We start from the raw sequence: 12,335 nt of genomic DNA on the forward strand, positions 1-12,335 counted from the left end.
GCGACCGCACCCAGGTGGGAAGCTTCCCCCTCATGCCGTCACCACGCTCTGTGTGCGCTCGTACTGCAGCACATCGCGCGGGGCGATGCCGACAGCGACCTCGTCGCCGACGACGAAGGTCGCCGCACTCGGGTGATACGGAACCCGCACCGTCAGGGGATCACCCTGCACGCGCACGGCGTACTGCGTGAAGTAGCCGTGGTAGTCCACGCGCTCGACGACTCCGTCCAGGACATGCAGCCCCTCGCTCGGCTGTCCTCGGTCCTGGAGGACGAACCGCTCGACCCGCGCGTAGCTGGAGCGACCGGCCTGCACCGGGGTGCCCGGATAGCTCGCAAGAGTCTGGACGGACTCGTCCCGCAGGCGGTTCACCGAACCGATGAAGGTGCAGACGAACTCGGTGGCCGAGCGTTCGTAGATCTCCTGCGGGGTGCCCACCTGTTCCACCCGACCCTGATTGAGCACGGCGATCCGGTCGCTCATCGACATCGCCTCGTCCTGATCGTGCGTGACGTAGATGCTCGTGATCCCGAACTGCTGCTGCAGCTCCTTGAGCTGGATCCGCAGCTGGCCGCGCAGCTGCGCATCCAGGTTCGACAGCGGCTCGTCGAGCAGCAGGATCCGCGGTCGCATCACCAGCGCCCGGGCGATCGCGACGCGCTGCTGCTGACCTCCGGAGAGCTCGGCGACGCCCTTGTCCAGCTGGGCGGGGGTCAGCGCCACTTCCGAGGCGATCGCCCGCACGCGCTCGTCGATCTCCGCCTTGGGACGTCTGGCGACCTTGAGTCCGAAGGCGATGTTCTCGCGGACCGACATGCTCGGGAACAGGGCGTAGTTCTGGAAGACCATTCCGATCCCCCGCTGGTCGCTCGGCAGGGAGGTCACGTCCTTCCCGTCCACCAGGACCCGCCCGGAGGCCGGCTCGGTGAAGCCGGCCAGAGTCCTCAGCGCGGTGGACTTGCCACAGCCGGAGGGGCCCAGGAGCGTGAAGAACTCTCCTTCCTCGATCTGCAGCGAGAAGTCCGGAAGGGCGGTGAACTCTCCGAAACGAACGACGAGGTTCTCGAAGGTGATCATCTCTCAGCCCAGGACGTCCAGCTCGATCTTCTCGATCCAGCTGTCGAGGTGCTCGGACACGAATTCCCAGTCGATGTCCTGCTGCGTGAAGGACTCCGTCATCTCGAGCGCCTCCTGGTCGGCGTTCTCGCGGGCCGCCTCGTTGGTGGGCGCGGTGAAGAACTCCGTCGACCAGGCCGCCTGCACCTCGGCGCTTCCGAACCAGTCGATGAACGCCCCGGCGGTCTCGGCGCGCTTGCTGCCGCCCACCATCGCTACCTGCTGCACGGCATAGGGGACACCGACCTCGGGATTCACCGCAGTGGTGGTGAGCCCGTACTCCTCCTCGCGAGCGAACTTCCCCGCCAGCCACATCTGCCCCATGTCGACCTCTCCGCCCGCCAATCGCGCGAACAGATCGGTTCCCTCGACGGACGGGTTGCCCTTGGCGAAGAACTCGCCCAGCTGCGCCCAGCCGTCCTCGCTGACTCCGAGCTCACCGGCATCATCGCGGAAACGGGAGATGATCCCGCTGATCACCATCTGGGTCGTCCCTCCACCGAGGGTCGACTGCACCTCGTAACGCCCCTCGAAGGCGGGATCGGTCCAGAGATCGGACCAGTCGGTGGGGGCACCCTCGCCGTCCGGGAACACCGCATCGTTGAACACCAGCATGATCGGCTCCCGCACGATGGGCCAGAAGTGCTCGCCATCCCCAAGGGCGGCGTCGACCTCGCCCGACCACGCCGGGGTGTAGGGCTCGAGCACCTCTTCTGCGATGAGCCTCTCGAAGTAGACGTTGTTCAGGCCGAAGACGACGTCAGCGATGGGGTTCGCAGCCTCAGCCAGGAGGCGATTCTGGATCTCGGCCGCGCCGAGATCGACGAACTGCAAACTGAAACCCTCAGCGGCGGCCCGCTCCTGCAGCCATTCGCTGCGGCCGTCGGAAAGGGAGTTGGAGTACACGGTGAGCGTCTCCGCAGCGTCGTCGCCTCCGCTCTCCTGGGGCGGGGTGCAGCCGGCGAGCGCGCCAAGGCCGGCGGTCGCAGAGAGGGCGGTGAGAAGTGTGCGTCGGGTCAGCATGAGGGTTCCTCTTCGAAAGGGTGGTGAGCCACGGTCATCGGGGCGCACACGCGGGATGAACGCGCGTTCATGGTAGCGTCGCACAGTATATGGCGCGTGTCACGTCACGGCGCAAGTTGCGTCTCGAGACCTGCGGTCGAGCCGGTGCGTCCTGGATCGTCCCAGGTCAGTAGACATTCGAGGCATCACGGGTCCCGGCTGCTCGTTGGTCGCGATGCCGGGGCCTGCGTCGGTCGCCCGTCGGGGCTTTCCGCGTAAGGAGTCTGCTCGTGGACCCGTGTCGCCGCAGGTCGTACCGCGGCGGCGACGCACGCAGAGGCTCCGACCCGTGCCGGCACGGGCTCTGCGACTGAGCCTGCCCGTGCCGCCTGCCCTATTCGGAGGAGTTCTCACCATGGATCCGTTCGTCGGGATCTTCCACGAGTCAAGCCTCGTGGAGGCTCAGCTGCTGCTGATCACGTTCGTCCTGTGCTCGCTGATCGGCCTGGAGCGCCAGATCCGGCAGAAGAGCGCGGGGTTCCGCACCCATGTGCTGGTTGGCCTGGGATCGTGCGCGTTCACTCTGGTCTCCGCCTACGGCTTCTCGGCTGTCCTGGCCGAGGACGTGACGCTCGACCCGTCTCGCATCGCAGCTCAGATCGTCTCCGGGATCGGATTCCTCGGTGCAGGCGTGATCTTCAAAGGACACAACGTCGTGCGCGGCCTCACCACCGCTGCCACCGTCTGGGTGGCGGCCGCCGTGGGCATGACCGCCGGCGCAGGCATGCTCTCGCTCGCCGTGTTCCTGACGTTCCTGCACCTGCTGACGCTGTTCGCCGTCGCCCCGTTGGTGCGCATGCTCCCGAACCAGGATCGGCACCGCATCCTGCGGGTCCGGTACGCAGACGGTGCGGGCGTGCTGCGCGACCTCCTGTCCGCCTCCACCGCGATGGGGTTCTCCTCATCGGTGATCAGGAGTCGTCGGATCGAGGGTGACGCTGTTCGCCGGTCCGTCGAGGTGGACGTCCGCTTCCATGGCCGCACCCCGCTGCGCGATCTGGTGCCCCAATTCATGGAGATCGAGGGCGTCCAACGTGTTTCGCTCCGCGTCGATCGCGACGACCAGGATGGCGCCGACGCGGATGAGATCTGAGCCGCTGCCGGGGCGTCCAGCGCGCAGAGCACTACTGTGGGCGCCAGTCGCACCCGGCATCCAGGACCGCAGGATCGCCGCGCGGATGGGAAGCGACCAGCTCCCGATGCCCGGCGGCTCCGTCGAGGCCGGCGCTGGTCCCGGGCATCGGAGTCGGGCTGGGCGCCCTGGAGCGACGAGTGGAGGCTGGCGGGCCGATGCTTGCCTCGGTGGCGCCGTCGAGCGGAGGCGCCACGTGTGGCACGGAACTCGCGCCGCGAGTACGATCCTGCGAGGTAAAACCTCACATCGGACAGTTTTAGCTCGTCCCCGGGGATGTTCGCCGAAGCGTCGTGCGACGCCCAGGTCCCCGCTTCGCGAGCGATGCCGTATCGCGATCGCCACGCCCGTTGAACTACCGAAAGCAGCCCGCCGCCGTGTACTCGCTCCTGCTGGCGATCATCTACCTCGCCTTCATCAGCCTCGGACTCCCGGATGCCCTGGTCGGGGCGGGCTGGCCGGTGATGCACCAGGACCTCGGCGTCCCGGTCGCGTTCGCCGGCATCATCACCATGATCATCGCGGCGGGCACCATCGTCTCGAGCCTCGCCTCGGAGCGGATCACCCGGCGCCTCGGCGTCGGGGTGGTGACCGCGGTCAGCGTCGGCATCACCGCCGCCGCGCTCGTCGGCTTCTCCCTCTCGGGCTCTTTCTGGATGCTGTGCCTGTGGGCGATCCCGTACGGGCTGGGAGCGGGCGCGGTGGACGCGGCCCTGAACAACTACGTGGCCCTGCACTACGCCGCCCGGCATATGAACTGGCTGCACAGCTTCTGGGGAGTGGGCGCCTCGATCAGCCCGTTCATCATGAGCTACGCCCTCACCTCCGGCCTGGAATGGCCCGGCGCGTACCGGATCGTCGGCCTCATCCAGGTCGCCCTCACCCTCGCGCTGGTGCTCAGCATCCCGCTGTGGCGGAAGGTCAATCCGGTCGCACCGAGCGACCCCGCCGAGGCTCCCGCCGCGCATGAGGCCGAGACCTCCGGCAGGGACGTCGCCCACGTCCCGCTGATGCGGGTCCTCCGCATGCCCGGCGTCCTGCTCGTGCTGACCGCGTTCTTCGCCTACTGCGCCCTCGAGAGCACCGCGATCCTGTGGGCCTCGACCTACCTCGTCGCCGACCGCGGCGTCACCCCCGCCACCGCGGCCGCCTTCGCCTCGCTCTTCCTCCTCGGCATCACCGCCGGCCGCTTCCTCGCCGGCATCGTCGCCGACCGGATCGGTGACCGGCAGCTGATCCGGGGCGGTTTCGTGGCGGTCGGCCTGGGCGCGCTGATGCTGGCGCTGCCGCTGGAGACCGACTACCTCGCGCTGATCGGTCTGGTGATCGCCGGCCTCGGCTCGGCCCCGATCTACCCGGCCATCATCCATTCGACGCCGGTCAACTTCGGCCCCCGCAACTCCCAGGCCATCATCGGCGTCCAGATGGCCGCCGCCTACACCGGCTCCACGCTCGCGCCGCCGCTGTTCGGGGCGGTGTCCACGCTGACCGGGCTGTGGATCTTCCCGCTGTTCCTCGCGGTGCTGGTGGTGCTGGGTCTGGTCATGTCCGAGCGACTGAACCAGCTCGTCGCACGCTGAGCGCCCCACACCCATTCACCCGCGCCCCACCCACGTCAGGAACTCCTCCGCCACGATCACCGGCTTCCCCCACTTCGCCGCGTTCTTCGCCTTTCCGGACTGCGAACCCGCTTCGGCGACCACGAGCACGTCGGTCCTCGTCTTGGTGAGGGTCGGCACGGCGACGAGGCCGCGGGTCTCGGCCACGCGGTGCAGTTCCTCCTTGCTGAGGGGTCCGTGGGCGGGGGAGTCCACCGACCCCGAGAAGCAGATCCGCGCCCCGGGAACGAGCACCGCTGCGAGATCGACCGGTCCGGCGGCCTCGAACCCCGCGGGCAGCACGCTGACGCCGTAGTGCTGCTCGACCGTACGCAGTCGATCCATCACCTCCTGGTCGGGGGAGAGCACCCGCTCCCAGGTGACGGTGAGCAGACGGGCGAGCACCTCGGCCGAATCGTCCTCGGCGGTGAGATTCCCGCCGACCACGAAGCCCGTCGGCGCCGTCGTGCCCTCGGCACCGGTGGTGCGGGCGAGCAGGTAGCCGTGCCCGTGGACGAGCTGCCGGAAGGCGGTGCCGGTGCCGGGCAGATCCGCGCCGGCGCGGCGCACTCGCTGCACGGCATCCCGGACCGCGCGGGCCCGCTCCAGCGCCGTCGGCGCCTTCAGGCGTGCGAGCTCATCGGCGCGCAGCAGGCCGCCCGGCAGCTCGAGTCCCAGCGGGATCGGCTCCACGATCCCGTTGCGCTTGAGCTCGAAGTCGATGTGCGCCAGCTGGCGATCCACGTTCACGCCCACCGGCACCCGACCGGCCAGCATCGAGCTGAGCGCCGGCCAGGCCTCGGCGAGGAGCGGCGCGAGCTGCACATCCCTCGTCGCGAGGCCGAACATCGACCTCGCGTCGAACAGGTCGCTGGTGGGGTTGATGACGGTGGTCGCTTCATCCCCGTCGTCGGTCACCACGGCGATCTCGACCGGGCGCGGGCGCCACTGGCCGCCTTCGGTGCCCACCGTGAGCACTGACAGGTACGCCTCACCGAGCACGTCGGTCGGGGCGGCTCCCGTCGCGAGATAGCGTCGCACCCGCTGGTCGGTCTTCAGATCCCGGGGGAGCACCTCTCGCTTGAGCACCAGGCCCTCGAGGCTCGTGCAGCGGGACAGCGCCACGTACAGCTGCCCATTGGCGAAGGTGCCACCGGTGAGATCCACGACCACCCGGTCCAGGGTCTGTCCCTGCGACTTGTGGATCGTGATCGCCCAGGCCAGCTTCATCGGCAACTGGGTGAAGGTGCCCACCACCTCGTGCACCAAGGCGCCGCCCTGCACGCTGGGTCGGGTGATCTCCCAGATGTGCCGCCGCACGGCGACGGTGCGGCCGTCACGCAGGAGCACCGTGACGACCGGTCCGTCGTCGTCGGCGGCGTTCTCGGTGATCGCCGTGATCCTGCCCAGCGTCCCGTTCGCCCAGCGGTCGAGGGGATCGTTGGTCAGCATCATGACCTGCGCGCCGACGGCGAGCGAGAGCGAGGCCTCGGTGGGGTGCTCGAACCCGTCGGTGTCTCCGGTGATCCTTGCGGCGGAGGTCCGTGCCGGGTCGGGGAGGCGCTCGAGCATCTGGCGGTTGCGGGCGCCGACGATCCGGTTCGTGGTGGCGAGCGTCAACCAGAACTCGTCGAGATCGGGCTCGAAGTTCGGGTCGGTGCGGCGGTTCAGCTCGGCGCGGGCGTCCTCGAGCAGCGTCCCCTCGCGCACCGCGTTCAGCAGGTGCACGAGTTGGTCCTCCCCGAGCTGCCGGAACACAGTGCCCAGCTCGACCACCGGGAAGGCCGCGGCGTCGAAGGAGCGGGCGGAGAAGAAGAACGGGGTGCCGAAGCGCTCCTCGATCCACGCCGCCTCCTGATCGGTGACCACCGGCGGCAGCTGATAGAGGTCTCCGACCAGCACCAGCTGCACACCGCCGAACGGGGTGCCGGGGCGGGGGCCGAATCTCTCGAGCGCTGCCGTGAGCGCGTCGAAGAGGTCCGCGCGGACCATCGAGGCCTCGTCGACGATGAGGGTGTCGAGCTCCTTGAGGGCTTTCGCGAAGCGGCGCGGGTAGTAGCCGCTGCCGCGCACCATGTCCTCGGTGACGCCGACCGGGAAGGAGAACAGGCGGTGGATCGTGTACCCGTCGACGTTCAGGGCCGCGATCCCCGTCGGGGCGACCGTGATCGTCCGTCGCGCGGTGGTCTCCAGGTAGTGGCGGATCAGGGTGGACTTGCCGGTGCCGGCCTTGCCGGTGAGGAAGAGGTGGTGGCCGGCATGGAGGTGATCGAGTGCCGCCTGGAACTCGGGGGTGATGGTGAGGGGTCGAGTGGGTGCGTCGGACGGCGTGTCGGTCGAGGCGAAGGTCGGCGAGGGTGCTTCCCGGGGGCCGCTGGCCGCGGCCGGCTCAGGTCCCGACGGTGGCGCGGCCGTAGGCGGTGCCGGAACGCGGGATGACTGTGCCGACGCACTGCCCGGCGCCATCGCCTCCCGGTACTGCGCGACGAGGCCGGCCGGCAGTCGCCCGCGCTCGCCGACCGGGATGCCGCTCTCGCGGGCCCAGGCGCGAACGGCCGCGGCAGAGATCGGGGAGGTTCCGTCGGCCGGTGAAGGTGGCTCGGGGGCGGGAACCGGGTCGATCGGCGCTGGAGCGGCCGCGGGGCGCAAGGCACGGGAGGCGGTGAGCGGAGCGTCGTATCCCGTCTCCGCATCCAGCGCCAGGTAGCGCTGCAGGAGCTGCGCTGTGGCGCTCGCGTCTCCGAGCGCTGAGTGCGCCCCCGTGTTCGCGATGCCGAAGGGCGCACAGCAGTCCGCGAGCCGCCGCCGCGCCAGATGCGGGAGGTACAGCGTGCTGCCCCGCAGGGTGCAGTACGTGGTGAACCGTGGCATCGGCAACGAGGCGCGCGAGAACTCGGCGTGGAGGAAGGCGATGTCGAAGTCGGCGTTGTGCGCCACCACGACCAGCCCCTGCAGTGCCCGGCCGATCACCAGCGCCTGCTGCGCGAAGGTCGGGGCGTCGGCAAGGTCTGCATCGGTCAGCCCGTGCACATGCGTCGCGCCGACGGGCCTGCCGGGATCAAGGCGCGTGACCCACTGGTCGATCGAACGCCCGTGCTCGTCCGCGCGGATGATCGCCAGCTCGATGATTCGTTCGTCGGCGGGGGTGAGGCCTGTGGTCTCGACATCGATCACCGCGAAACGGGGGATCCGTGGGGAGGACGGCATGGTCACCGTGGGCGGTGGTGCCTCCGGCGTGGCCGCAGTGCGTCTGCGGAGGCGATCGAGCAGTCCCACAGGTGTCCTTCCCGAACAGGGATCGATGAATGCTTGATCATCGCAGGTACGACACCGCGACGGCTCCGCTGTGGCCACCGGATCCCACCGACGACAACCGGCGACCCATGACCGATCGGTCCCGTCCCGCCGAAGCCCTCCCACCTCGCCGCACCGCCCGGTAGCGTCGTGACCGGCGGCACATCGCCGGGAACCGACGTTCGAGGAGGACAGCATGAGCATCAAGGACGAGGACATCAGCACCACCGGCCCGTCGGGCGCAGAGGGCCCGGCCGACGGCGGCGCGAACCCCCAGGGCCATGACGGCGGCGCCGACGGCACGGCGGCCGGCGAGGGTCCCGCGGACGGCGGCGCGAACCCCGACGGTCACGACGGCGGCGCCGACGGCACCGCGGGCGGCGAGGGCCCGGCCGACGGCGGTGCGAACCCGCAGGGCCACGACGGTGGTGCGGACGGCACCGCATGAGCGAGGCCGCATCGCGGTCGGAGCGCGGGGCGGAGGATCGCCCCGCGCTCCGGCGTCTGACCGGCCTGTCCGGCGAGCAGTTCGCGCGCGAGCACTGGGGCGATCGCCCGCTGCTGACCCGCAGCCCGGGCGGCTTCGCGGACCTCTTCAGCGCCGAGGCGGTCGACGAGCTGATCGCCCGCCGTGCCCTGCGCACCCCGTTCGTGCGGATGGCCAAGGAGGGCACGGTCCTCAGCCCGTCCCTGTTCACGTCCTCCGGTGGCACCGGCGCCGAGGTGGGCGATCAGCTGGACTCCGCCAAGGTGCTCGCGCAGCTCGCCGCGGGCGCCACCCTGGTGCTGCAGGGCCTGCACCGCACCTGGGGCCCGATCGGGGACTTCACCCGCGCCCTGGTCGCCGATCTGGGGCATCCCGCGCAGGTCAACGCCTACATCACCCCGGCCTCCTCCCGCGGCTTCGACCCCCACTACGACACCCACGACGTGTTCGTCCTGCAGATCGCCGGCACCAAGCGCTGGAGCATCCACGAGCCGGTCCACCCCCATCCGCTCGCGGACCAGCCCTGGACCGACCACCGCGATGCCGTCGCCGCGGCCGCTGAGGGTGCGCCCCACATCGACCAGGTCTTCGAACCCGGCGACGTGCTCTACCTGCCGCGCGGCTGGCTGCACTCGGCCGTCGCACAGGGCGGCACCTCCATCCACCTCACCATCGGCCTGCGCGCCACCACCCGCCAGGACCTGCTGCGCACCCTCCTGGAACGTGCCGGCGAGGACCCCGAGCTGCGCCGCTCCCTCGCCCTCGGCGTGGACTACACCGACCCCGCGTCGCTGGCCGCGGACCTCGCCGCCACGGTCGCCGCCGCCCACGCCCTGCTCCACCGGGCAGCAGTGGATGACGTGGCCCGCTCCCTGCACCGCGCCCACGCGGAGGCCACCCGGCCCGCACCCGTGCGCCCGCTCGCCACCCTCGACGCCCTGGCAGAACTCGACGCCGACACCCTTCTGACCTGGCGCGACGCGCTCACAGAACGCATCGAGGAGGGCGAGCAGGAGATTCGGATCCACCTGCGCACCGCCACGGTGACCCTGCCCGCCGAGGCGGCGCCGGCCGTCCGCGCCCTGCACGCCGCACCCCAGGGAGCCGGCGCCCTGCCGGGCCTGGACGCCGAGTCCTCCCTGGTGGTCTCCCGGCGCCTGCTGCGCGAGGGCGTCGTGGTGCCGCTTTGAGAGGCGAGCTCCGATGACGTCGCCCGCGCCCGCGGAGTGGGCGCCCTGCAGCGACCGCTCCCGCGAGCGGGGCGACGCCCTCGGCGCGACCGGCGGGCTGGGGCGGCGCTGGCTGCTGGTCGAGATCGACGGGCCCTGGGGTCCGCACGCCTTCCTCGACTCGATCCTCGATCGGGAGCTCGGTCGGGCGATCGCGGTGCGCGCCGAGCGGGCCGGGCTGCGCCCGGTGGCGATCCGCCGCTTCGGGCTGCGCGCCGACCAGCGCCGCGAGCGCACCACGATGCGCTGGGCGATCGCCGACTCCCGGCCCGGCCGCGAGGAGATCCGCTGGGGCACCGTGGAGGATCCGGCGCAGCTGCTGGAGCTGCCGCTGGACGGCTCGGCGGGGGAGCCCTCCGACCGGCCGGCGCTCCTGGTCTGCACCCACGCCCGGCACGACCAGTGCTGCGCGGTGCGGGGACGGCCCGTCGCCGCAGCCCTGGCGGAGGCCTATCCGGAGGAGACCTGGGAGTGCTCCCACCTGGGCGGGGACCGCTTCGCGGCCACCATGATCCTGCTCCCGCACGGCCTGTACTACGGGCGGGTGCCGGCCGAGAGCGCCCCGGACATCGTTGCCGCCTACCAGCGCGGACTGCTCGTGCCCGAGCACTTCCGCGGCCGCAGCGCGATCAGCCTCGCCGCCCAGGCCGCGGAGGACCACGCCCGCGTCCAGCTCGGCGACCACCGCCTCGACGCCTTCACTGTGCTCGCGGAGCAGCCTGGCACCGGCGAGGAGCCCACCACGGTGCACCTGCGCCACGGCGCCGACGGGCTCGTGGTGAGACTGCGCGAGAGCTGGACCGAGCCGCTGCTGAGCACCTGCGGCGCCCGGAGGGCCTTCCCGGTGCGCCGCTACGAGGCGGTCTCGATGCAGGTCCGCCCCGGGCAGGGCGGCTGGGCGCCAAGCGGGTCGGGCGTCGGCCAGGGGTGAGCATGCCCGCTCCCGTACCCTCGCTCCCATGACGCGAGAGCACCCGTCCGAGGACGACATCCGGCGCCGCTTCGAGGAGATCACCGGGGCGCTGTCCACGACCGAGCTGCAAGCCTTCGTCGGCAGCTTTCTGACCGAGGCCGGGTCCGGCCTCCAGCGACCCGAGCCGGTGGAGCGACGTCGACCGCCTTTGGAGGACATGGCGGTGCTGACGGTCCGGGTGGATCTGCAGCACGCGTCCCCGCCGATCTGGCGGCGTCTCGAGCTGCGCTCCGATCTGACCCTCGCCGCGCTCCACCGGATCCTCCAGGTCGCCTTCGACTGGCAGGACTACCACCTGTTCCGCTTCGCGCTGGGCGGGAACCCCTTCGACCGGCACGCCCAGCTGTTCCTGTGCCCCTTCGACGTCGAGCAGGGGGAGGAGGCGGGCCTGCCCGTCGCCGAGGTGCGGATCGACGAGGCGCTGCAGGAGCCCGGCGACCGGCTCGAGTACGTCTACGACTACGGCGACGACTGGCACCTGGTGCTGCAGGTCGAGGGCGTCCGCCCCGCGTCCGACGACACCCCGGGCGTCGTCGCCGTCGGCGGCCGCCGCGCCGCCCCGCCCGAGGACTGCGGAGGCCTGACCACCGCGGACGAGCTCAGCGCGGTGCTGCCCGACCCCGCCGCCTTCGACCTCGATGCACTGAACCAGGCGCTGGCCGCCGAGCAGCGCGGCGTCGCGGCCGCCGGCCTGCACCCGGCTCTCGAGAACGTCCTCGCACGGCTCGGCGGCGCTCCCGCCGCTCGCGACCTCTCCCGCCGCCTGATCGACGTCGCCTACGCGCCGGAAACCCCAGAGGAGGAGGACCTGGCAGCGGCCCTCCACGCCGTGCTGTGGTTCCTCGAGCGCGCCGCGGACGGCGGCCTCGCCCTCACCCAGGCGGGGTACCTGCGACCGGACCTGGTGGTGGCCGCGAGCGCCGTCGTCCCGGGCCAGCAGACCTGGTACGGGAAGAACAACCGGGAGAATCTGGCGGTCCACCTGCTCGCGTTCCGCGAAGCCCTCCAGAAGCTCAAGCTGCTGCGGAAGTACAAGGGAGCGCTGCTGCCCACCCGGCGCGCGGCGGCCGCCGGCATCGACCCCCGCGCGGTCTGGCAGCTGCTGGTGGAGGGGCTGATCCCGCCGGCTCCTGGTTTCGAGCGTGACGCCGCCGCGCTGCTGCTGCTCCACGTGGCGAGCACCCGGCCGGGCGACGAGGTCTCGTTCGACCGGGTCGCCGACGAGCTCACCCAGGCCGGATGGCGGGCGGGCGACGAGCCCGTCAGTTTCGGGCATGTGCGCGACCTTCCCGCCACCGCCCTGCTGTGGAACCTCACCGCGCAGCAGGAGGGCGAGAAGTTCAGCACCTTCTCCCGCGTCGCCCGTGACCTGGCGACGACGGTGCTGGCGCCGCCGCCGGACGATGAGGACTGAACGGCGCGAGCAGCACCGGCGCAGGCATGG

Annotated in this window: 9 protein-coding genes; 6 read left to right on the forward strand and 3 right to left on the reverse strand. The window is 71.2% G+C overall.

Annotated features, from left to right (window positions below):
* Positions 1-30: 30 nt before the first annotated feature.
* Both ACOJUI_RS02550 and ACOJUI_RS02555 read right to left on the reverse strand, forming a co-directional pair.
* Positions 31-1,077 carry an ABC transporter ATP-binding protein gene (locus tag ACOJUI_RS02550; RefSeq protein WP_422116540.1) on the reverse strand — a complete coding sequence of 349 codons (1,047 nt, stop codon included), beginning with the start codon at positions 1,075-1,077 and terminating at the stop codon, positions 31-33.
* 3 nt (positions 1,078-1,080) lie between these two features.
* On the reverse strand, positions 1,081-2,139 hold the full coding sequence (locus tag ACOJUI_RS02555; protein ID WP_422116541.1) for an extracellular solute-binding protein: 1,059 nt from the start codon (positions 2,137-2,139) through the stop codon (positions 1,081-1,083).
* Positions 2,140-2,533: 394 nt separating this feature from the next.
* Between ACOJUI_RS02555 and ACOJUI_RS02560 the strand changes: the two genes are divergently transcribed.
* Both ACOJUI_RS02560 and ACOJUI_RS02565 read left to right on the forward strand, forming a co-directional pair.
* Positions 2,534-3,271: an MgtC/SapB family protein gene (locus ACOJUI_RS02560; protein WP_422116542.1), complete on the forward strand. Its 738-nt coding sequence runs from the start codon at positions 2,534-2,536 to the stop codon at positions 3,269-3,271.
* 389 nt (positions 3,272-3,660) lie between these two features.
* Positions 3,661-4,890 (forward strand): MFS transporter, encoded by a 1,230-nt coding sequence (locus ACOJUI_RS02565; RefSeq protein WP_422116543.1) that lies wholly within the window; start codon positions 3,661-3,663, stop codon positions 4,888-4,890.
* A gap of 15 nt (positions 4,891-4,905) precedes the next feature.
* Here the strand turns inward: ACOJUI_RS02565 and ACOJUI_RS02570 are convergent, their stop codons facing one another.
* Entirely contained in the window at positions 4,906-8,115 is a 3,210-nt protein-coding gene (locus ACOJUI_RS02570; RefSeq protein ID WP_422116544.1) for an exonuclease domain-containing protein, read from the reverse strand.
* A 283-nt stretch (positions 8,116-8,398) separates the two neighbouring features.
* On the opposite strand from ACOJUI_RS02570, the gene ACOJUI_RS02575 reads away from it, so the two are divergent.
* Genes ACOJUI_RS02575 through ACOJUI_RS02590 form a run of 4 tightly spaced genes read left to right on the forward strand, consistent with a single transcriptional unit; the run spans position 8,399 to position 12,305 of the window.
* Positions 8,399-8,650: a BatC protein gene (locus tag ACOJUI_RS02575; protein ID WP_422116545.1), complete on the forward strand. Its 252-nt coding sequence runs from the start codon at positions 8,399-8,401 to the stop codon at positions 8,648-8,650.
* A complete protein-coding gene (locus ACOJUI_RS02580; RefSeq protein ID WP_422116546.1) occupies positions 8,647-9,879 on the forward strand; it encodes a cupin domain-containing protein in 1,233 nt (410 codons plus the stop codon). The genes ACOJUI_RS02575 and ACOJUI_RS02580 overlap by 4 nt, the downstream gene beginning before the upstream one ends.
* A gap of 13 nt (positions 9,880-9,892) precedes the next feature.
* A complete protein-coding gene (locus tag ACOJUI_RS02585) occupies positions 9,893-10,849 on the forward strand; it encodes a sucrase ferredoxin (protein WP_422116547.1) in 957 nt (318 codons plus the stop codon).
* 28 nt (positions 10,850-10,877) lie between these two features.
* Positions 10,878-12,305 (forward strand): plasmid pRiA4b ORF-3 family protein, encoded by a 1,428-nt coding sequence (locus ACOJUI_RS02590; RefSeq protein WP_422116548.1) that lies wholly within the window; start codon positions 10,878-10,880, stop codon positions 12,303-12,305.
* Positions 12,306-12,335: the final 30 nt, after the last annotated feature.

The organism is Brachybacterium sp. UNK5269, from assembly GCF_049266655.1.
Taxonomy (GTDB): Bacteria; Actinomycetota; Actinomycetes; order Actinomycetales; family Dermabacteraceae; genus Brachybacterium.